The 21449-nt window shown below is 67.8% G+C and carries 19 protein-coding genes; 10 read left to right on the top strand and 9 right to left on the bottom strand.

Annotated features, from left to right (window positions below; genetic code table 11):
* The first annotated feature begins 14 nt into the window (after window positions 1-14).
* The 4 genes from QNJ30_10995 (at window position 15) to QNJ30_11010 (ending at window position 6769) form a co-directional block, all read left to right on the top strand.
* Window positions 15-1697 (top strand): TIGR01244 family sulfur transferase, encoded by a 1683-nt coding sequence (locus tag QNJ30_10995; GenBank protein MDJ0943986.1) that lies wholly within the window; start codon window positions 15-17, stop codon window positions 1695-1697.
* 28 nt (window positions 1698-1725) lie between these two features.
* Entirely contained in the window at window positions 1726-3492 is a 1767-nt protein-coding gene (gene sulP / locus QNJ30_11000; GenBank protein MDJ0943987.1) for a sulfate permease, read from the top strand.
* A 313-nt stretch (window positions 3493-3805) separates the two neighbouring features.
* Window positions 3806-5128, top strand: a complete 1323-nt coding sequence (locus tag QNJ30_11005; GenBank protein MDJ0943988.1) for a VWA domain-containing protein — start codon at window positions 3806-3808, stop codon at window positions 5126-5128.
* A gap of 105 nt (window positions 5129-5233) precedes the next feature.
* Window positions 5234-6769 carry an altronate dehydratase family protein gene (locus tag QNJ30_11010; GenBank protein ID MDJ0943989.1) on the top strand — a complete coding sequence of 512 codons (1536 nt, stop codon included), beginning with the start codon at window positions 5234-5236 and terminating at the stop codon, window positions 6767-6769.
* A 420-nt stretch (window positions 6770-7189) separates the two neighbouring features.
* Here the strand turns inward: QNJ30_11010 and QNJ30_11015 are convergent, their stop codons facing one another.
* From QNJ30_11015 to QNJ30_11045, 7 genes are all read right to left on the bottom strand, one after another.
* The gene (locus QNJ30_11015) at window positions 7190-8782 is read right to left on the bottom strand and encodes a TRAP transporter large permease subunit (GenBank protein ID MDJ0943990.1); all 1593 of its coding nucleotides are present in this window, start codon (window positions 8780-8782) and stop codon (window positions 7190-7192) included.
* A 3-nt stretch (window positions 8783-8785) separates the two neighbouring features.
* Entirely contained in the window at window positions 8786-9454 is a 669-nt protein-coding gene (locus QNJ30_11020; GenBank protein ID MDJ0943991.1) for a TRAP transporter small permease subunit, read from the bottom strand.
* Between the two features lie 174 nt (window positions 9455-9628).
* Window positions 9629-10681 carry a TRAP transporter substrate-binding protein gene (locus QNJ30_11025; protein ID MDJ0943992.1) on the bottom strand — a complete coding sequence of 351 codons (1053 nt, stop codon included), beginning with the start codon at window positions 10679-10681 and terminating at the stop codon, window positions 9629-9631.
* Window positions 10682-11063: 382 nt separating this feature from the next.
* Window positions 11064-12224 (bottom strand): mandelate racemase/muconate lactonizing enzyme family protein, encoded by a 1161-nt coding sequence (locus QNJ30_11030; protein MDJ0943993.1) that lies wholly within the window; start codon window positions 12222-12224, stop codon window positions 11064-11066.
* 34 nt (window positions 12225-12258) lie between these two features.
* A complete protein-coding gene (locus QNJ30_11035; GenBank protein MDJ0943994.1) occupies window positions 12259-12582 on the bottom strand; it encodes an NIPSNAP family protein in 324 nt (107 codons plus the stop codon).
* 29 nt (window positions 12583-12611) lie between these two features.
* Complete coding sequence (locus QNJ30_11040; GenBank protein ID MDJ0943995.1) at window positions 12612-13541, bottom strand: NAD(P)-dependent oxidoreductase; 930 nt, start codon at window positions 13539-13541, stop codon at window positions 12612-12614.
* 70 nt (window positions 13542-13611) lie between these two features.
* Window positions 13612-14430: a metal-dependent hydrolase gene (locus tag QNJ30_11045; GenBank protein MDJ0943996.1), complete on the bottom strand. Its 819-nt coding sequence runs from the start codon at window positions 14428-14430 to the stop codon at window positions 13612-13614.
* Between the two features lie 183 nt (window positions 14431-14613).
* Between QNJ30_11045 and QNJ30_11050 the strand changes: the two genes are divergently transcribed.
* The 6 genes from QNJ30_11050 (at window position 14614) to QNJ30_11075 (ending at window position 19671) form a co-directional block, all read left to right on the top strand.
* The gene (locus tag QNJ30_11050; GenBank protein MDJ0943997.1) at window positions 14614-15516 is read left to right on the top strand and encodes an NAD(P)-dependent oxidoreductase; all 903 of its coding nucleotides are present in this window, start codon (window positions 14614-14616) and stop codon (window positions 15514-15516) included.
* Entirely contained in the window at window positions 15513-16043 is a 531-nt protein-coding gene (locus tag QNJ30_11055; GenBank protein ID MDJ0943998.1) for a thiamine pyrophosphate-binding protein, read from the top strand. Before QNJ30_11050 ends, QNJ30_11055 begins: the two co-directional genes overlap by 4 nt.
* The gene (locus QNJ30_11060) at window positions 16043-16630 is read left to right on the top strand and encodes a thiamine pyrophosphate-dependent enzyme (GenBank protein ID MDJ0943999.1); all 588 of its coding nucleotides are present in this window, start codon (window positions 16043-16045) and stop codon (window positions 16628-16630) included. The genes QNJ30_11055 and QNJ30_11060 overlap by 1 nt, the downstream gene beginning before the upstream one ends.
* A 69-nt stretch (window positions 16631-16699) precedes the next feature.
* Window positions 16700-18100 (top strand): FAD-linked oxidase C-terminal domain-containing protein, encoded by a 1401-nt coding sequence (locus tag QNJ30_11065; protein ID MDJ0944000.1) that lies wholly within the window; start codon window positions 16700-16702, stop codon window positions 18098-18100.
* 40 nt (window positions 18101-18140) lie between these two features.
* Window positions 18141-18608 carry a flavodoxin family protein gene (locus QNJ30_11070; GenBank protein MDJ0944001.1) on the top strand — a complete coding sequence of 156 codons (468 nt, stop codon included), beginning with the start codon at window positions 18141-18143 and terminating at the stop codon, window positions 18606-18608.
* Window positions 18609-18957: 349 nt separating this feature from the next.
* Window positions 18958-19671 (top strand): ABC transporter substrate-binding protein, encoded by a 714-nt coding sequence (locus QNJ30_11075; GenBank protein ID MDJ0944002.1) that lies wholly within the window; start codon window positions 18958-18960, stop codon window positions 19669-19671.
* A 161-nt stretch (window positions 19672-19832) separates the two neighbouring features.
* Here QNJ30_11075 and plsY read toward each other — a convergent pair whose 3' ends face one another.
* A complete protein-coding gene (gene plsY / locus QNJ30_11080; protein MDJ0944003.1) occupies window positions 19833-20495 on the bottom strand; it encodes a glycerol-3-phosphate 1-O-acyltransferase PlsY in 663 nt (220 codons plus the stop codon).
* Window positions 20496-20798: 303 nt separating this feature from the next.
* The gene (locus tag QNJ30_11085) at window positions 20799-21410 is read right to left on the bottom strand and encodes a trypsin-like peptidase domain-containing protein (GenBank protein ID MDJ0944004.1); all 612 of its coding nucleotides are present in this window, start codon (window positions 21408-21410) and stop codon (window positions 20799-20801) included.
* Between the last annotated feature and the right edge of the window lie 39 nt (window positions 21411-21449).

The following is a 21449-nucleotide window of genomic DNA, read 5'->3' on the forward strand; positions in this document are numbered from 1 at the left end:
GGGAGAGGCAAATCATGGACATCCACAAGCTCGACAGCGACATCAGCGTCGCGGCGCAGGTCTCGGTGGCCGGGATCCCGGCGCTCGCCGAGGCCGGCTTCAAGACCATTATCTGCAACCGGCCGGACGGCGAAGGCAACGACCAGCCGCTGTTCCACGAGATCGAGGAGGCGGCGCAGGAGGCCGGAATCGAGGCGCACTACCTGCCGGTCGAAAGCGGCAAGGTGACGGAGGAGGACGCCGCCGGATTCGGCAAGATCCTGGACGCCGCGCCCAAGCCAGTGCTGGCCTTCTGCCGCAGCGGCACCCGCTCGGTCACCCTCTGGTCGATGAGCCGCGCCGGCAAGATGGCGCTGCCGGAGATCCTCGCCAAGGCCAAGGACGCGGGCTACGACATGCATGGCGTGGTCCGCCGCATCGCCAACAAGGGCCGCACGCCGTCAGAGGCGGTCGACGGCAAGTTCGACGTGGTCATCGTCGGGGCCGGCGCCGCCGGGATCTCGGTCGCCTCCTCCCTGCTGGCGCGGGAGCCGGAGCTGGAGATCGCGGTGATCGACCCGGCCGACATCCATTACTACCAGCCGGGCTGGACCCTGGTCGGCGGCGGCGTCTTCGGCGCTGACCAGACGGTGCGCACCCTGTCCTCGGTCCTGCCGCCCAAGGTGCACTGGATCAAGGCCGCGGTCGCCGCCTTCGAGCCGGAGCGCAACGCCGTGCTGCTGGAGGGCTGCCGGCTGATCGAGTACGGCCGGCTGGTGGTCTGCCCGGGCCTGAAGCTGGACTGGCATAAGGTCGAGGGCCTGGTCGACACGCTGGGCAAGAATGGGGTGACCTCCAACTACCGCTTCGACCTGGCGCCCTACACCTGGGCGCTGGTCAAGGGCCTGCGCCAGGGCACGGCGCTCTTCACCCAGCCGCCGATGCCGATCAAGTGTGCCGGGGCGCCGCAGAAGGCCATGTACCTCTCGGCCGACCACTGGCGGCGCACCGGGGTGCTGAAGGACATCGACGTCTCCTTCTACAACGCCGGCGGCGTGCTCTTCGGGGTGAAGGACTACGTGCCGGCCCTGATGGACTACGTCGAGAAGTACGACGCGGTCCTGATGTTCAACAGCAACCTGGTGGCCATCGACGGGCCGGCGAAGACCGCCTACTTCGAGAAGACCGACGCCGAGGGCAAAAAGGAGACGGTCAGCCGCAGCTTCGACATGATCCACGTCTGCCCGCCGCAGTGCGCGCCGGACTTCATCCGAGTCAGCCCGCTGGCCGATAAGGCCGGCTGGGTCGACGTCGACCAGAACACCCTGCGCCACAAGACCTACGAGAACATCTGGAGCCTGGGCGACGTGATGAACGCGCCCAACGCCAAGACCGCGGCGGCAGCGCGCAAGCAGGCCCCCGTGGTGGCGCAGAACCTGCTGGCCGACCTGGGCAGGGCCGCGGGCGTGGCCCACTACGACGGCTACGGCTCCTGTCCGTTGACCGTGGAGCGCGGCAAGATCGTCCTGGCCGAGTTCGGCTACGGCGGCAAGCTGCTGCCGAGCTTCCCGCCCTGGCTGATCGACGGCCGCAAGCCGAGCCGCCTGGCCTGGCTGCTGAAGGAGAAGATCCTGCCGCCGGTCTACTGGAAGGCCATGCTCAAGGGCCACGAATGGCTGGCCAAGCCCAACCTGGTGCGGCCCGAGGTCGTCAACTGACGGCGGGCCTAGCGGCGGAGAAATCCCAATGATCGAACGGCTGTTGCCCTGCGTGGGCTGGCTGCGCCGCTACGACGGGGCGGCGCTGCGGGGCGACGGCCTGGCGGCGGTGATCGTCACCATCATGCTGATCCCGCAGAGCCTGGCCTACGCCCTGCTCGCCGGGCTGCCGCCGCAGGTCGGGCTCTACGCCTCGATGCTGCCGCTGCTCGGCTACGCGCTCTTCGGGTCGTCCAACGCCCTGGCGGTGGGCCCGGTGGCGGTGGTCTCCTTGATGACCGCGGCGGCGGTGGGCGAGATCGCCGCCAGCGGCACGCCGGAATACCTCGGCGCGGCGCTGGCACTGGCGCTGCTGTCGGGAGTCTTTCTGATAGCGCTGGGGCTCCTGCGGCTCGGCTTCCTGGCCAGCCTGCTCAGCCATCCGGTGATCTCCGGCTTCATCACCGCCTCCGGCCTGCTGATCGCGGCCAGCCAGCTCAAGCACATCCTGGGCATCGACGCCGGCGGCCACACGCTGCTCGAGCTCGGCCGCTCCCTCGCCGGCGGGCTCGGCGAGGCCAACCTGCCGACCCTGGCGATCGGCGCGGCGGCGACGGCCTTCCTGTTCTGGGTCCGCAGCCGGCTGAAGCCTCTGGCGCAACGCCTCGGCCTCGGCCCGCGGCTGGCCGATTTCCTGGCCAAGGCGGGCCCGGTCGCGGCGGTCCTGGCGACCATCCTGCTGGTCCGGCTCTTCGCCCTCGAGGCCGAGGGCGTGAAGGTGGTCGGCGAGATCCCCCAGGGCCTACCGCCAGTGACCCTGCCGCCCTTCGACCTCGAGCTGTGGCGGAGCCTGCTCCCCTCGGCGGTCCTGATCTCGGTGGTCGGCTTCGTCGAATCGGTCTCGGTCGCCCAGACCCTGGCCGCCAAGCGGCGCGAGCGGATCCAGCCGGACCGCGAGCTCCTGGGCCTCGGCGCCGCCAACATCGCGGCCGCGGTCGGCGGCGGCTATCCGGTCACCGGCGGCTTCGCCCGCTCGGTGGTGAACTTCGACGCCGGCGCCCGGACGCCCCTGGCCGGCGTGCTGACTGCGGTCGGCATTGGCCTGACTGCGCTGCTGCTGACGCCCCTTTTCCACCAGCTGCCCAAGGCGACCCTGGCGGCCACCATCGTGGTCGCGGTGCTGTCCCTGGTCGACCTCGGCGCCCTCAAGCGGACCTGGATCTACTCCAAGGCCGACTTCGCGGCCATGGCCGCGACCATCGTCACGGTCCTGACCGCCGGGATCGAGGCCGGCATCCTGGCCGGGGTCGGACTCTCCCTCGTCCTCTTCCTGGTCCGCTCCGCCCGGCCGCACATGGCCGTGGTCGGCCAGGTGCCGGGCACCCACCACTTCCGCAACGTGCTGCGCCACGAGGTGGTGACCAGCCCCCAGGTCCTGAGCGTGCGGGTCGACGAGAGCCTCTACTTCGCCAACGCCCGCTGGCTGGAGGACCGGCTCTACGACATGGCGGTCGCCGAGCCGGCGCTGCGCCACGTTGTGCTGATCTGCAGCGCGGTCAACGAGATCGACGCCAGCGCCCTGGAGAGCCTGGAGACCCTGGCCGAGCGCCTGGGCACCGCCGGCATCAACTTCCACCTCTCCGAGGTCAAGGGCCCGGTCATGGACCGGCTGAAGCGCAGCGACTTCCTCGCCCACCTGAGCGGCCGGGTCTTCCTCAGCCAGCACGACGCCCTGGCCGCCCTCGACCCGGAGACCACCCGCAGCGCCGAAGCGGCCCTGCGCCCGGAACGCTCCGGCGCCGCGCTGGCCGTCTAGGCCGTTCTCTCGCGGACCGGGGATCGCCTCCTCACCCTGACCTCTCCCCCGCAGGAGGAGGAGAGGCTTCCGACGGCCCGCCAAGCCCTGGCCCGTCTCGGAGCCGGCAAAAATGCACGGCGTTTTAGCCGACATGGCCCCGGAGCTGCAAAATCCCAAACAATACAATAAGTAGTGCGGGCGCAAATTTCCCGCAATTTGTAGATAAATACTTCAATTTACAGTCGGTTAGCTAGTACTTTTAGCTAGTTCGAAATATATTGAAGGTTATATTTCGAAAAGCGTGGCATTCATTTATTGGGAAACCTTGGCTATGTCGCTTGGCAGAACCCGCGAAAAGCCGATTTCCAAGTTCCTGCGTCAGGAGCGCGGCAGCGCGATGGGCTTGGTCGCCGTCTCCCTGCTCACTCTGGCGGCCGCCTCGGGCCTGGCCCTGGACGCGGGCCGCGCCTACCTGATCAAGGCCAAGCTGAGCCAGGCCGTCGACGCCGCGGCCCTGGCCGGCGGCCGGGCGCTGTCGGAGGGTTCGTCGGAGGCCGCGAAGGTGCAGATCGAGAAGTACTTCCAGGCCAACTTCCCCGACGGCTACCTCGGCGTCAGCCTGTCGCAGGCCAAGATCGACCTGGCCCAGAGCGGCAACGAGATGAGCTTCAGCGCCGCCGTGAACGTCCCGACAACCCTGCTGTCCGCCTTCAACATCCCCGGCTACGAGGTCTCGGCCAGCGCGACCGTCAGCAAGACCCTGCGCTCTCTCGAGATCGCCATGGTGATAGACAACTCCAAGGCCATGGGCGGAAACCGCATGAAGCAGGTGAGGAAAGAGACGCGGGAGTTCCTCGACACCCTCTTCAAGGGCAAGGATTCGAGCAAGGACTTCAACGTCGCCGTGGTGCCCTTCACCGCGCGGGCCAACGTCAAAGGCCAGGCCCTGGTCCACCCGGATTCGCCACCGGATGGAAACCTCATCTGCATGGACATCCGACCGGGGATCCACGCCGTGGGTGAGGCCAACCCGACCGAAGAGCCCTTCGACCACTACTCCGGCGTCTATTCGAAGAAGAAGAACCCCCTGGGCTACGAGGCCAGGATCTGTCCGCAGGCCAACGTCCTGCCGCTCAGCCGAAACCGGGCCGACATCGACAACGCCCTGGACGGCATGAAGGGCAAGGGCTGCCGACGCTTCGATCTGGGCGCGGCCTGGGGCTGGCGCGCCCTCTCGCCGAGCTGGCAGAATCACTGGCAGGGCGCCAGCGCGACCCCGCCCGCGGACTACGACCAGTCAGGCGTGACCAAGGCCATGGTCCTGCTGACCCACGGCAAGAACACCGACAAGAAGTGCAGCGGCGATCCCGAGGAGGTCGAGGAGACCGAGAAGATGTTCCTCCATCTCTGCGACGAGATGAAGCGGGAGGGTGTCCTGATCTACACCATCGCCGTCGACGTCCCGGAGACGATCAGCGGCGACGAGGACGTGGACGTGAAGCCCAACAAGTCCAAGAGCGAGCTGTCCCGGGACATCTTCGAGGACTGTGCTTCGGGTTCGTCGCGGGCCTTCTTCCCGGGCAAGATGAAAGAGGTCGCCGAGGCCCTGAGTGTCATCGCCGGCGACCTCTCGGTGGTGCGCCTGACCAGGTAACGGCCCTTCGCTCGGACCTCGCCTTCGAGCCTCTAAGCGTTTGGCCTGGCGCCGCCCGCGGCGCATAATCCGGCGACAGTCTCAATCGTTCCGGATCGCAGAGCCATGCCCGCCAGCGTCGAGACCGCGGAGCCCCGGACGCTCCGCCTACATGCCGAGGACAACATCGCCGTCGCCATCGACCCGCTCGCCGCGGGCCTGGAGGTCGCCGGCATCACCACCCGGGCGCCGATCCCGCGCGGCCACAAGGTCGCGACCCGGGAGATCGCCGAGGGCGCGGCGATCCGCAAGTTCGGCCAGATCATCGGCTTCGCCACCCGGGCTGTCGCGCCCGGCGAGCACGTCCACGAGCACAACTGCGCCATGAAGGACTTCGCCCGCGACTACCGCTTCGCCGAGGCGGCCCGGCCTGAGGACCTGCTGCCCGAGGCCGAGCGCGCGACCTTCCAGGGCTACCGCCGGGACAGCGGCCGGGTCGGCACCCGCAACTACATCGGCATCCTGACCTCGGTCAACTGCTCGGCCTCGGTCGCCCGCTTCATCGCCCAGGCGGCCGAGCGCGAGGGCCTGCTGGCCGACTATCCCAACGTCGACGGGGTGGTCGCCCTGGTCCACGGCACGGGCTGCGGCATGGCCATGTTGGGCGAGGGCTACGATCTCTTCAAGCGGCTCCAGTGGGGCTACGCCGGGCATCCCAACCTGGCCGGCGTGCTGCTGGTCGGCCTGGGCTGCGAGGTCTTCCAGATCCCGCGCTTTATGGAGGCCTACGGCCTGAGCGAGGGCGAGAGCTTCCGGACCATGACCATCCAGGGCGAGGGCGGCACCCGGCGGACCATCGACCAGGGCCTGGCGGTCCTGCGCGAGATGCTGCCCCGAGCCGACGCGGCGCGGCGCGAGACCTGCCCGGCCGGCGCGCTGACGCTGGCGCTGCAGTGCGGCGGCTCCGACGGCTATTCCGGCATCACCGCCAACCCGGCCCTGGGCGCCGCGGCCGACCTCCTGGTGCGCAACGGCGGCACCGCGATCCTCTCGGAGACGCCGGAGATCTACGGCGCCGAGCACCTGCTGACCCGGCGCGCCGAGAGCCGCGAGGTCGGCGAGAAGCTGATCGCACGGATCAAGTGGTGGGAGGACTATACCGCGCGCAACGGCGGCGAGATGAACAACAACCCCTCGCCCGGCAACAAGGCCGGCGGTCTGACCACCATCCTTGAAAAGTCCCTGGGGGCGGCGGCCAAGGGCGGCACCACGACCCTGCGCGGGGTCTACCTCTACGGCGAGCGGATCGACCGCCGCGGCTTCGTGTTCATGGACTCGCCGGGCTACGACCCCTGCTCGGTCACCGGGCAGGTGGCGGCCGGCGCCAACGTGGTCTGCTTCACCACCGGCCGCGGCTCGGCCTTCGGCTACAAGCCGGCGCCCTCGATCAAGCTGGCGACCAACGCCCAGGTCTATGCCCGCATGACCGAGGACATGGACATCAACTGCGGCGACGTCCTGGAGGGCGTCTCGATCGAGGACAAGGGCCGGGAGATCTTCGAGACCGTGCTCGCGGTCGCCTCCGGCCGGCCCAGCAAGTCCGAGGCCTTGGGCTACGGCGACAACGAGTTCGTCCCCTGGCAGCTCGGCGCCACGATGTAGCGGGCGCGGGGGCCCAATCCCATCGCGTGTTCTCCCCTTTCATCACAGGACTTGATCCGGTGATCCATGGATGCCCGGGTCAAGCCCATGGCTGTCCGGTTTAAATCGGAGACGGTCAAGTAAGATTTCTCCTCCCCCTTGATGGGGGAGGATAAAGGAGGGGGTGGCGGCCGTCAGGCCGCAGAAATCGGCTCTCAAGGTCTGGGTCCGAGCCGGGATCACCCCCACCCCGGCCCTCCCCCATCAAGGGGGAGGGAGTCCAAATCCGATCTCGCAGCCGGAGGCCCGATTTGCCTCAGCGCCGGCAAACCCAAGTCAAGCAAAGCATCCTCCGCAGTCCTCCCGCGCCAAACCGGACAGCCCCGGGTCAAGCCCGGGCATGACAGAGGAGAATGAAGTGGCCGCTGCCGCAGCCCCACCTCATTCCAGCATCAGGGCCGGCAGCCAGAGGGTGATCTGGGGGAAGGCGATGACGACGGCCAGGCCGATCAGCTGGAGGATCACAAAGGGGATAATGCCCTTGTAGATGTCCTGCATGCGGACCTCGGGCGGGGCCACGCCCTTCATGTAGAAGAGCGCGAATCCGAAGGGTGGAGTCAGGAATGACGTCTGCAGGTTGATCGCCACCAGGATCGCGAACCAGTAGATCGCCTGCTGCTGCACCGCCGCGAAGGGCGCGCCCTCCATGCCGAGGTGGACCGCGAAGTCGGGCGCGATCTCCTTAATCACAGGCGCGAAGACCGGCAAGATGATCAGGGTGATCTCGATCCAGTCGAAGAAGAAGCCGAGCAGGAAGACCACGAACATCAGCAGGAAGAGCAGCGCCCAGGAGTGCAGGTCGAGCCACTCGATGAACTCGATGATCAGGTCCTCGCCGTAGAGCGCACGGAAGATGTAGGAGAAGGTGGTCGCGCCGACGAAGATGAAGAAGATCATGCCGGTGGTCAGCGCGGTGCGGTGCACGACGTCGGTCAGCACCTTCCGGTTCAGGGTCCGGTTGAAGAGCGCCAGGACGATCGAGCCGAAGGCGCCGACGCCCGCGGCCTCGGTCGGGGTCGCCCAGCCGGCGAAGATCGAGCCCAAGACCAGCACGACCAGGAAGATCGGCGGGATGAAGCCCTTGAGGATCGCGCCGAAGAGCGAATCGCCCTCGCGGTGGCCGACGATCATCGAGGCGGCGAAGATGCCGAAGAAGGCGATCAGGCCCCAGTTGGCGGCCCCGCTCAGTTCGGTCAGGTCGAGGCCCCAGGCCGCGGCGATCAGGGCCACGACGATGCCGACGTAGACGTTCATCCGGGTGCGGTTGGTCGGCTTGAGCTGGATCGCGTCGTCTGGCAGCGGGGGCGCCCAGTCCGGCTTGGCCATGCTGATGCTCAGGATGTAGAGCATGTAGAGGCCGGACAGCACGAGGCCGGGCAGGATCGCGCCGACGAAGAGGTTGCCGACCGAGACGGCCAGCAGGTTGGCCATCAGGACCAGCATGATCGAGGGCGGAATCAGGATGCCCAGGGTCGCCGAGGCGGCCAGAGTGCCGGTCGCCAGTGGCGTCTGGTAGCGCTGCTGCAGCATGGTCGGCAGCGCCAGCAGGGTCATCATGACCACCGAGGCGCCGATGATGCCGGTGGTCGCAGCCATGATCGTGCCCATGACCGTGACCGCCATGGCCAGTCCGCCGGGGATCCGCTTCAGCATGACCTGCAGGATGTGCAGCAGGTCGGCGGCGACCCGGCTGCGTTCCAGCATGGTGCCCATGAAGATGAAACAGGGGATCGCGACCAGGACCGGGTTCTGCACCGCGCCGGAGGAGCCGTCGCCGCCCCAGATCCGCGGCAGGATGATGAAGAACTCGTTGAAGTCGATGATGTCGAGGGCGATGCCCAGGAAACCGAAGATCAGCGCCACGCCGCCGATCGCGTAGGCCACCGGCAGGCCGGTGAAGAGGGTCAGCGCCAGCGCCAGGAACATGTAGGCGCCGAGGTAGTCGTAGAAGTGGTCGTAGAGCACCTCCCACACGGCTCAGTGCTCCCCTTTGTGGGCGCTTTCCGCCTCTTTGACGACGATCCGGGCTTCCTCTTCCAGCTGTTCCTCCTCCTCGTGGGCGAAGATGTGCAGGTCGGCCTCGACCCGGGTCCGCGCCGCGGGCGTGCCGAAGAGGAAGACGCCGAGCCGGATGAAGGTCGCGACCACGGCGCTGAGCGCCAGCATGAAGCCGACGACGGTGAAGGACTTGACGATGTAGCGGTGGGTGATCCCGGTCAGCGATTCCGAGCCCTCGCCCTGCTCGATGGAGATCTTGACGAAGATGATGGCAAAGTAGGTGACCAGGATCAGGTAGGGCATCGCCATGACCAGCAGGCCCCAGAACTCGACCCAGGCCTGGCCGCGGCGCGACAGCTTCTCGCGGAAGATGTCGACGCGGACGTGGCCGTTCATCAGGTAGGTGAAGCCGAAGGACATCAGCAGCAGGACGCCGTGCAGATGCCACTCCATGTCCTGCAGCTTGATCGGCTCGATCAGCCAGTACCAGGTGAGCTCCGACAGGCCGATCCGGAAGTAGTCGATCTTGCGCGTGATCACGTCGAACATGATGATCGCGATCAGCGGCAAGATCAGCCAGGCCGCCAGCTTGCCGAGCGAGCGCGGGACCCTGTCGAGAACGTCGGCGACCTTCAGCAAAGACATCATGACGGCGGCGGCTCCCCCTCCTGGTCAGTCGGCCGGCAAAGGCGGCGGGTGGATGGGCCTTCGCCGCGCCTTCGGTCGAGGCGGACCGGACGCGATCACCACCAAGCGCTCCTGCGGGCGTGGCCGGCGGGCGTGGGCCGGCCGCCGGGCGGCGGCCGGCCTCAAGATCCTGCCCTACTTCAGATAGCCGAAGTCACGCCAGATCTTGTAGTCGGCGCGGAACTTGGTGATCGAGTCCCAGACCTTCTTGGAATCCGGGTTGCTCTTGACCTCTTCCGCGATGACCTCGTCCCAGGCGCCCTTGAGCTTGGTCAGGACCTCGTCGGGCCAGTAATGGTTGGTGACGCCGTCCTTGACGTTGTCCTGCATGGCCTTGAACTGGGCGAACTCGCCGTCGGAGATCATCTCCATGACCTGCGCCTTGCAGGCGGTCTCCATCATCGCCTTGTGCTCGTCCTCCAGCTCGTCCCACTTGGCCTGGTTGACCAGGATCTCGTTGGCCGTGGACTGCTGGTGCCAGCCGGGGAAGTAGTTGTGCTTGGCGATCTGGTAGAAGCCGTAGGAGCGGTCTATCGCCGGCATGGAGAACTCGGTCGCGTCGATGGTGCCGAGCTCGAGCGCCGGGTAGATGTCGCCGCCGGCCAGCTGCTGGGTCGAGACGCCGAACTTCTGCATGACCTTGGCGCCCAGGCCGAAGAAGCGCATCTTCAGGCCCTTGAGCTGGTCCAGGCTGGTGATCTCGCTGCGGAACCAGCCCGAGGTCTCCGGCGGGATCATGCCGCAGAGCAGGTACTTGATGTTGTCGCGGGCGTACATCTCGGTCGCGAGCTCGATGCCGCCGCCGTAGACGAACCAGGCGAGGAACTCGGGCGCGGCCGGGCCGAAGGGCCAGGTCGAGAAGAAGTTGTAGGCCGAGTTCTTGCCCTGGTTGGCGCCGGGGGTGCCGAAGGCGGCGTCGATCGCGCCCTGGCCGACCGGATCGTAGTAGGCGTAGCCGCCGACCAGCGCGCCGGGCTCGAAGACCTTGATGTCGAAATCGCCGCCCGACATGGCCTTGACCGCATCGGCGACGCGATGCGGCGGCGGGCCGATCACGGCGACGTTCTTGCCGAAGGCAGCGTGCATCTTCCAGCGGACCTTCTTGGCGTCCGCCGTGGTCGAGAAGACAACCGCGGTGCTGACCGCCAGCGCCAACACGCCGAGCGTCCTCAGGATTCCTGGCTTCATTCTAACCTCCCTGTTCATGCGCTGCGGGGTCCTTCGCTCGAACCCTCGAATTCTTTGCGATCCCCGGCCCTGCGGGCCGAGGCGAAATGCATCGCGACACCGCCCCGAGCGCGGCGCCGGGATCTCCAGTGGCCGCTAGCTTGTGTTGGACCCGTTTTCAGGTCAAGGCGAATCAGGCCGTTAACCCAAAGCTGCCCAGAAAAGGGGCAGTGGTCCAGGGCCGCGAGCGGCGGCGGAGCAGCGCCCGGCGCCCGATGGTTGTGACCCGGACCGCGCGGCTGGGACCTGGCCGGAAGGCCCTGGCCGCGCACATCCTTTTCGTCCCGGCGAAAGGCCTGCAACGGCGCCGGCGAGTGCGTCGAAACCGGCCGAAGCCCGGGTTTCAAGCGGCGCGGTGAGCCTCCAGGAAGTCCCGGTCGACCTCGATTCCCAAGCCGGGACCCTGCGGCGGCGCCGCCGTGCCGCCGTGGTCCCGGACCTGCCCTTCGATGTCGAGCGGACGGACCAAGACCCCGTCCTTGAAGCGGTTCGGCGTGGTGTCGTACTCAAGGTAAGGCGGCTCGGGATGGGCGCCGCCGGGCAAGTCCGGCAGGGCCAGCAGCAGCTGAAGGTTGGCCGCGAGGGCGACTCCGGAGCCCCAGACGTGGTTGACCACGGGCAGCAGCTGCGCCTGGGCCAGCGCCAGAACCTTGCGGTATTCCGTGATGCCGCCCAGGCCGCAGACCTCGGGCTGCAGGATGTCGACGCAGCGGCCCGCGATCAGGTCCCGGAAGCCCCAGCGGGTGAACTCGGCCTCACCGCCGGCAATGTTGACCGCCAGCTTGGCTCTGAGTTCGCCGTAGCCGGCCAGGTCCTCGGGCGCCACCGGCTCCTCGAACCAGTAGACGCCGAGGCGCTCCAGCTCGCGGCCCAGGGCCAGGGCATCGTGGATCGCGAAGCCGTGGTTGGCGTCGACCATCAGCCGCATATCCGGGCCGATGCCGTCGCGCACCGCCTCGACCAGCTCGACGTCCCGCGCCACGCCCAGGCCGACCTTCATCTTGGTCGCGGTGAAGCCCTTGGCCTTGATGGCCGCCGCCTCGGCCTTGAAGGCCTCGGCCAGGTCGTCCCGGCGCTGCAGCATCATGCCGTAGCCGTAGACCGGCACCCGCTCCCGGAAGGCCCCGCCCAGCAGCTTGTAAAGCGGCAGCCCCGCGGCCTTGCCGGCGAGGTCCCAGAGCGCGATATCGACTCCGGAGAGCGCCTGAATCGGCATGCCCTTCTGGCCGTGGTCGCGCAGCAGGTTGTAGACCCGCTGCCAGACGACCTCGCGGTCGAGGGCATCCATGCCCAGGATCATCGGCTGGATGACCTGCTCGACGATGGCCTTGTTGGCCAGGGCGACGTTGCCGGCGCCGAAGCATTCGCCCCAGCCGGTCAGGCCGTCGTCGGTCTCGACCTCGACCAGGTGGGCGGTGCGCTGGCTGAAGTACTGCTGGGAGTAGCCGAGCTCCTCATCCAGGTCGTAGCGCAGCACGTGGCTAGTGACACGGACGATCTTCATGCCACGGCCCTTCACTGGAGCCAGGACGGCAAGATCAGTTGCCCGGCAAGGTGAAGGGCGCGGCCACCAGGATACGGTTCTCCTGCTTGATCAGGTAGCCGGCCTCGGCGCTCATCCTGGTGTAGGCCAGCCAGTCCGGGTCGGCCCACATCGCGGCGCGTCGCGTCGCACGGTCGCCGACGTCGGTGTAGGCCCAGATGTGAACGTAGCTGTTGACGTCCCCGACCTCGGTCGTGGCCCAGACCACGGGCAGGCCGAGGTGCCGGGTCTGGGGCTCCCAGCCGTGCTTCTGGTAGAGCTCCATGTGCGCCTTGATGGTGCCGGGACGGCAGGTGTAGGTCCTTTGATCGAAGATCACCTTGGCTTCTCCCTTTCCTGGATCGAATTTCAACTCGTCGGATCGCCGGACGGCCGCTTCGGCAAGGCCGCCTCGACGCCGGTCGCCGCCTCGTAGGCCTTGATGACGGCGGTGCAACCCTCCGCACCATGGCCCGCCTCTAGGGCCCGGGCGTAGGTCTGCTGCACGGCTTCGGCGAGCAGCGGCGGCAGCCCTGCGGCGGCGGCCCAGTACGCGTAGTAGCGGACGTCCTTCTCGGCGTTGGCCAGCGACATGTAGGGGGTGAAGTCGCGCTCCAGCGTCTTCTGGCCGTAGAGGTCCATCATGCCCGACTTGCCCCCGGCCGCCGAGATGATCCCGATCACCTTGTCCATGTCCAGGCCTTCCTTGGCGGCCAGGGCGAAGCCCTCGCACCAGGAGGCGACGTTGGCGAAGGCGATGTAGTTGTGGATCAGCTTCAGCCGGATCGCGTGCCCGGCGGGGCCGACGTGGAAGACGTTCTCGGCGTAGCAGTCGAAGAGCGGCCGCAGGCGCGCCAGAAGCCCGGCGTCGCCGCCGAAGAGCACATTGACCTCGCCGCGATCGGCATGCATCGGCGTGCGGGTCATCGGTGCCTCGGCATAGGCGATTCCCGCCGCGGCGCAGGCCGCGTTCATGCGGTCGACGTGGTCCGGGCTGGTGGTGGTATGGTCGAGCAGGATGCTGCCGGGCTTCATGCGGGCCAGGGCGCCCTCGGGGCCAAGCGTCAGATCCCGAACCACCTCGGCGGTGGTAACGCAGAGCCCGAGAACGTCGCAATCGCTCGCCAGGCCGGCAACCGACTCCGCCGCCTCGGCGCCCCGCGCCACCGCGAGCGCCACGGCGTCGTCATCCAGGTCCAGGACCGAGACCGCAACGCCCCGCTTCAGCATGTTCTTGACCAGGCCCCGGCCCATGCCGCCGAGGCCCAGGAAACCGACCTTCCCTTCGAAGGCTGCCACCTCCGGCCTCCCTACCCGCTGCCGCGACGGCGAAGCGCGCCGCCTCGCCCCATCCTGCCGTCCGGGGCGGTCAGAAGTCGAGCGTGTCGCCCGGCTGCATTACGATGACCCGTACGCCGCCTTCATTGCCGATCGCCGCCTTGAACTCCTCCGGGGTGCCCTTGAGCGGCGGGAAGGTGCCGTAGTGCATCGGCACCACCGTCCTGGTCATGAGCAGCGATTTGACCGCATAGGCCGCGTGGGTCGGGTCCATGGTGAAGTGGCCGCCGATCGGCAGCAGGGCGAGGTCCGGCTTGTAGTAGCTTCCGATGAAGGCCATGTCGGCGAAGACCCCGGTATCGCCGGCGTGGTAGAGCGACCTGCCGTCCTCCAGCTCGATCACGTAGCCGGCCGGCTCGCCGCCCGGGACGACCCGCTTCTTGCCCGTGGCGGGATCGGTGAAGACGTACTCCGAGCTGTGCTCGGCGCGCACCATGGTGACGGTGATGCCGTCGCCCAGGGGCTTGATCGGGCCGCTCTTGTTGAAGCGGATCAACTGCTCGTTGGGCACGATGCCCAGGGTCCGGAAGGACTGGCCGAGGTCGGCGTTCATCCCGACCTTGGCGCCGGTCATCTCGGCGATCTTGACGGTATCGCCGACGTGGTCGCCGTGGCCGTGGGTGACCAGGATCAGGTCGACCTTGCCGAGCTGGGCCAGGTCCTTCAGCGCCTCCGGCGTCTTGGGGTTCCGGGTGATGAAGGGGTCGATCAGGATCACCTTGCCGCCCGAGGTGGTGATCTTGAAGGCCGCCTGGCCGTACCACTGGATCTCGGCCGCCGGGGCGGCCCCCGGCCCGGCCAGCACCGAGACCACCAGACCGGCGCAGAGGAAAAACGCAAAACGGAACATGCTAGTCTCCCTGTCCTCGACCACTGATGGCGGCGAGCATAGCAGCCCGCAGCGAGCTTGGCGCGCCGCGTTCCGCATCCTCGCCCTGAAGCTTTGCAGGACGGCAGGGCCTGCGGCCGACTCCCCTATGGCGACCGGGAGCGAATGACGTAGAGTGTCGCAAAAGGAACCGGGGGAGGCGACGTGGACAGGATCGGATTCATCGGTCTCGGCCGCATGGGCCGGGGCATGGCCAGCAACCTGCAGCGCAAGGGCTTCAAGCTGACGGTCTTCGACCTCCAGGCCGAGCCCATGCGGGCGCTGGAAGCGCTGGGCGCCAAGCCGGCCGCCTCGGTGGCGGAGCTGAGCCGCGCCGCCGACACCGTGATCACCATGCTGCCCGGCCCGCCGGAGGTCGAGGCGACGATCCTCGGGGCCGAAGGGGTGTTCGCCAATGCGCCGTCGAGCCTGCTGGTCATGGACATGAGCACGGTCGACCCGGCCCTGAGCGACCGCCTGGCCGAGACCCTGCGGGACAAGGGCCGCGCCTTCGTCGACGCCCCGGTCGGCCGCTTAGCCAGCCACGCCGAGCGCGGCGAGAGCCTCTTCATGGTCGGCGCCGAGGAGGACGACTTCTCCCGGGTCCACCCGCTGCTGGCGGCCATGGGCACGACCATCTTTCACTGCGGCGGGCCCGGCACGGGCACCCGGACCAAGCTGGTGAACAACTTCCTGGCGATCGTGTCCTGCCAGATGAACGCCGAGGCCCTGGCCCTGACCTCGGGCTTCGGCCTCGACCTGGAGACCACCTTGGAGGTGATCCACGGCACCACCGCGACCAACGGCCAGCTCAAGATCAACTACGCGACCAAGGTCCTGGAGGGCGACACCGAGCCCGGCTTCGCCATCGACCTGGCGCACAAGGACCTGAGCCTGATCCTGCAGGCCGCCAACGGCAGCAAGGTGCCGACGCCCATCGCCGCGGTCGCCCGGGAGAGCCTGAGCCTGGCGCGCAGCGGCGGCTTCGGCGGCAAGGACTTCTCGGCCCTGCTCGACCACTGGTGCGAGCGCGCCGGGGTCGAGAAGCTGCGCTTCAAGAGCCAATGAGTGATGGCTTCTCCTGGGCGCCGGAGGACTGGCGCCGCGATGTCTACGACGCGCTGAAGCGGGTCGAGGTACGGCAGGTCGCCTATGTGCCCGACGCCGGACACGCCAGCCTGATCGAGGCCTGCCGCGCGGACCCGGAGATCGAGGCGACGGTCCTGACCACCGAGGAGGAAGGCATCGGGATCCTGGCCGGCGCCGACCTGGGCGGCCAGCGCGGTGCCCTGCTGATGCAGTCGAGCGGAGTCGGCAACTGCATCAACGCCTTCACGCTTCTGCAGAACTGCGGCTTCCCGCTCCTGACCCTGATCACGATGCGCGGCGAGTGGGCCGAGTTCAATCCCTGGCAGGTGCCCATGGGCCGGGCGACACCGGCCAGCCTCGACCTGGTCGACGTCCTTCAGTACCGGGTCGAGCGGCCCGAGGACGCGGGCCCGGTGGTCGAGGCCGCCGCGCGCACCGCCTTCGACTGCGACCGCGCCGCCGCGGTTTTGCTGACCCAGCGTCTGATCGGCGCCAAGGTTTTCTGATGGCCGGCGGCAGCCTTCCGCGGCGGCGGGTCGTCGCCCGGGCCCTGGCCGAGCGGCCCGCCGACCTACTGGTGGTGACCGGGCTTGGCACGCCGACCTACGACGTCGCGGCCTGCGGCGATTCCAACCTCAACTTCTACCTCTGGGGCGCCATGGGCAGCGCCCTGCCCCTCGGCCTGGGACTGGCCCTGGCCCGGCCGGACCGGCGGGTCCTGGTGGTCACCGGCGACGGCGAACTGCTGATGGCCTTGGGCGCCCTGGCGACGGTCGGGGTCAAGGGACCGGAGAACCTGAGCCTCCTGGTCCTGGACAACGAGGCCTATGGTGAGACCGGCGGCCAGGCCAGCCACACGGCAGAGAGCGTCGACCTCTGCGCCGTCGCCCTGGGCTGCCGCTGGCGGCGCGCCGAGACCTTCGCCGAGGAAGCGGCGCTGGCGGGCCTGCACGGCTTCCTGCTTGAGAGGCCGGGCCCGGCCCTCGCCGTGGCCAAGATCGCCCGCGGCGAGGAGCCCCGGGTCCTGCCCAGCCGCGACGGCCACGAACTGCGCAGCCGCTTCCGCCGGGTTTTGCTAAGCGCCACCGACTGACGCCTTGGAGCGGCGCCTCCGCCGTGGCAGACTTCCTGCCCCTTTCCGCCTCGGAGGAGTGAGCCAGCCATGGCCCTGGCAGAGCAGCTGAAGCCGGCGATCTCCGCCGCGATCGAGGACCTCCAGGCACGCTTCGGCGAGCGCCTCTCGACCGCGGAGTCGGTGCGGCTTCACCACGGCACCGGCGAGGCCTACCACCCGGTCAGCCCGCCCGACGCGGTGGTATACGCGCGCAGCACCGAGGAGGTCAGCGAAGCCGTCAAGGTCGCCGCCCGCCACAAGGTGCCGATCATCCCCTACGGCACCGGCACCGGGCTTGAGGGCCATACCCTGGCGGTGCGCGGCGGCATCACCCTCGACCTCTCGGAGATGAACGAGATCCTCGAGGTCTCGGTCGAGGACCTGGACTGCCGGGTCCAGGCCGGAGTGACCCGCAAGCAGCTCAACGCCTACCTGCGCGACACCGGGCTGTTCTTCCCGATCGACCCGGGGGCCGACGCCAGCCTCGGCGGCATGGCGGCGACCCGGGCCAGCGGCACCAACGCGGTGCGCTATGGGACCATGAAGGAGAACGTCCTCGGCCTGACCGTGGTCCTGGCCGACGGCCGGATCATCCGGACCGGCACCCGGGCCCGGAAGTCCTCGGCCGGCTACGACCTGAGCGGCCTCATGGTTGGCTCCGAGGGCACCCTGGGGGTGATCACCGAGGTCGGCTTGCGCCTGGCCCCGGTGCCCGAGGCCATGTCCTCGGCGGTCTGCGCCTTCCCCTCCCTGGAGGACGCGGTCAACACGGTAATCCTAACCATCCAGTCGGGCATCCCGGTGGCCCGGATCGAGCTGCTGGACAAGGAGGGGCTTTCGGCCATTCTCGACCACGCCGGGATGGACGGCTTCGAGATCGCCGACACCCTTTTCTTCGAATTCCACGGCAGCCAGGCCGGCGCGGCGGAGCAGGCCGAGGCGGTGCGCGCCATCGCCGAGGAGTTCGGCGGCAGCGCCTTCAGATGGGCGACCAAGACCGAGGAGCGCGCCGCGCTCTGGGAGGCGCGGCACAACGCCCACTACGCGATCCTGGCCCGCGCCAAGCCGGGGCAACGCACGCTGTCGACCGACGTCTGCGTGCCGATCTCGCGCTTGGCGGACTGCATCCTGGAGTCCAAGGCCGACCTGGAGGAGACCGGCTTCTGGTCGCCGGTCATCGGCCACGTCGGCGACGGCAACTTCCACATGGCGCCGATCGCCAACTACGACGACCCGGAGGAGAACCGGCGGGTCCAGGCCTGGCACGAGCGCATGGTCCGCCGCGCCATCGCGATGGGCGGCACCTGCACCGGCGAGCACGGCATCGGCACCGGCAAGATGCCCTACCTGGAGGTCGAGCATGGCGCCGCGGTCGAGGTCATGCGCCAGATCAAGCGCAAGCTCGACCCCGACAACATCATGAACCCGGGCAAAGTGCTCGAGCCGTGAGGCCCGCCCCGCGGGCCCGGCCGACCTGGCTCAACTTGAGATGACCGACAAGCGGCTCCTGATCGTCGCCCACGCGCCCTCGCCCAACACCCGGCGGCTGCTGGACGCCGTAGTCGCGGGCGCCCGGCATCCCGACATCACCGGGGTCGAGGTGGTCGCCCGGAGCCCCTTCGACACCCGGCCCGAGCACGTCCTGGCGGCCCAGGCCATCGTCCTCGGCACCACCGAGAACCTGGGCTACATGAGCGGCGCGCTGAAGGATTTCTTCGACCGCTGCTACTACCCTTGCCTGGACAAGACCCAGGGTCTGCCCTATGCGCTCTACATCCGCGCCGGCCATGACGGCACCGGCACCAAGCGCGGCGTCGTGACCATCGTCACCGGCCTTCGCTGGCGCGCGGTGCAGGAGCCGCTGATCTGCCGGGGTGAGTTCAAGGAAGACTTCGTGCCCGACTGCGAAGAGCTCGGCACCCTCATGGCCGCTGGGCTGGAAGCGGGGGTGTTCTAGGTCGCTGGGCCCTGAGTCGGCCTTCGAATCGAAGGTCGGCCAACCGACTGTCGCGACCGACTGAAAAGCCGATAGCCGGAAGGTGACGAGGTCGCGCAGCAGGTCGATTCGCAGTCCCTCAGAATCGCTCGCGCGCAGGAAGGTTGCCGTCGCCAAACGATGATCTGCATCGGCCAGAAAGACGTAAAATCGACAATATTTCGCCAAATTCAGGGCTTGCAATCTGGTCAGCGTCGGACACCGCGCATCATGTCGACGACCGAAGATGAGCTGAAAGTGGCCGCGAGACCTGCCTCGCTCAATCTTATAACGGCCATTTTCTTGTTCTGGGGATCGGTGTCCAACGTGAATGACGCCGCCTCGAGTTCCTCTAGATCTGGCGCTCGTAGCAGTCTGTAACTGGAGCGGACACGGTATCATGAAGATGAAATCATCGACTCCTTGGCTGGCCGTTTTCTTCGTTCTGGCATTGGGCAGCACCTTGCCGTCCGTAGAGCTGGCTGCCGCCGTGGAACCGGCCAACGGCAAGGCAAAAACCTTCCTGGCGTCGCTCGGCGAGCGAGCCATCGAAGTGGCCCAGGACAAAGGCTCCAGCAGGCAAGACCGGGAATCGCGCATGCGCGCCCTGCTGATCGAAGGCTTCGACCTGAAGACCTTGGCCCGCCTGGTCCTGGGCAAGCATTGGCGAAAGCTTGACGGGGCCCAGCGCGCGGAGTTCGTCGACGTCTTCGAAGACGCGATGGTCCAGCAGACTTTGGCCATCTTCGGCAGGTACACGGGCGAGCGCTTCAAGATTACCGGTGTTACGGCCGACCGCACCAACGCGAAGCTGATCGCCGTGAGCGTGGACCTCTTGCGCGCCAACGGTGCCCTGCTCGCCAAGGTCTATTATCGGCTTCGAAAGGACGGGGACGACTTCAAGGTCGTCGATATCGTCGCCGAAGGCGTGAGCATGGCCCTGACCCTAAGGCAGGAGTACAGCGCGGTGATCGAGAAATCGGGCGGCAAGGTGGACGGCCTGATCGATAAACTGCGCAAGGCCGGCGCCGGAACAAGTTCCTAACCAGGCTAGGCCGAGACGCGGCCCTTGCGCCCTGAGATGAGGGTGCTTAAGGGTCGCGCCGGCCATGAGGGCACCGCGGCACAGGACAGCCACAGGGAGCCCGTGTTGGCGATCTCGGCAGTCCCAGAGTGCACGCACTAGATTTGCGATGCCGTTTTCGATTATGGGCTATTTTGCCCCAGGCGTGGCTCTGTCCCAGCCAGGAGCCGCTGAAGGTTGGCACGATGGCGCACAATCACGTAAATGCCACCTGCAATCACCAGTGCTCGATAGGGCAAGGGTTGCTCCAAGCTGCAGATGAGGGCGATCGCGGTCAACGCCGCCAGCATCGAACCAAGGGAAACAATCCGAGAAAAAGCCAGCACAACGCCAAAAACCGTCGCAGCACCTAAACCTACCGGCCAAGACATCGCCAGCAACACGCCGAGCCCCGTCGCAGCGGATTTGCCACCGGTGAAATTCAACCAAATCGAACGGCCATGCCCCAACAACACGGCAAGTCCGGCCAAGCAAACAGCCCAAGGCACCCAGGTTTGCAGATCAAGCGCTGTCGGTGGCGTGACGGACGGCAATGTAAAGAACCAAGGATAAAACCACCCGGCAAAGACGATCGCCCCCGCACCTTTCAGCACATCGACCAGGAGCACCGCCAAGGCAGGCCATTTCCCCAGGGTTCGCAGTACGTTCGTCGCCCCGGTGGATCTGGAGCCATGCTCTCGGATATCGATGCCCTTGAGCAGTTTCCCCGCCAGATAGCCTGTGGGCGTGGAACCCAAGAGATAAGCGATCGCCAATCCAACCACACCCGCTATCCAGAAAACCATGGGATTCACCTCGACACGCCGATTTCAGGCAATCGTCATTCGGTCGTCTACCTCTTTGACTGACATGGGTCATTCCCCACCGTTCGCACTTCGGCCCGGGAACGTCCGCTTTCCGATTGAAAGCCGACCCCCTGGGCACCGACCCAGTCGGCCTCAATTAGCCAACAAAAGCCAGGCCTTGGGTATCAAGACGAAGGGCGCGATTGCGGCACCTCAGGATAGTCGATTGAGCCGCCTCGCGCGTCCGGTCTGGTGCCCGGCGGAAGCAACCGTAGGCCGCGTTATGCGAGTTTGCCGGAGCGACTAGCCAGCACAGGACCCCGCCCCTATCGCCGCCGCCGGCCGCACCGCGATCGCCGTGCGGCCGCGGGCGGCGGAGACCACCGCGACGACCTCGTAGCCGGTCTCGGTCGGGCGCAGGACCGGGGCGCCCGAGGTGCCCGGGGCGACGGCGCAGTCCAGGGTGACCTGGCGGCCCGCGTTGGACAGGACCGGGCAGTCGCGGCGCGAGAGGGCATGGATGCGCGGGCGGCCGTAGCCCCAGACGACCAGGGTCTCGCCCGGCATGGGGGCGGTCTCGGCCCAGGGGAAGGCGACGGCCGCCGCAGCGGCCTTCAGACAGAGCGTGGCCAGGTCGGCGCCCTCGGCGTCGCGCGCCACGCTCGCGGGCCGCAGATGCTCCCGCCAAGCGCCCTTGTCGTAGCCGAGCAGCAGGTGGAGATCGTCGGCTCGGAGCCGCGCCACGCAGTGCGCGGCGGTCACCGCGACCTCTGCCCGGACCAGGAAGGCGGTGCAGTGCCGGGCGGCCTTGTAGCCGGCGTAGTTGAGGCGGCCGATGGCCTCCGCCGGCGAAGTGGCCTGGGCCGGCAGGTGGGCAAGGAGCAGGAGGCTTAGGACCAGGAGCAGGAGACGCATGGAGTTCCCTGACGCGCTGAGGCTTCCGGTATCGGGCCA

The organism is Kiloniellales bacterium, assembly GCA_030066685.1.
Taxonomy (GTDB): Bacteria; Pseudomonadota; Alphaproteobacteria; order Kiloniellales; family JAKSBE01; genus JAKSBE01.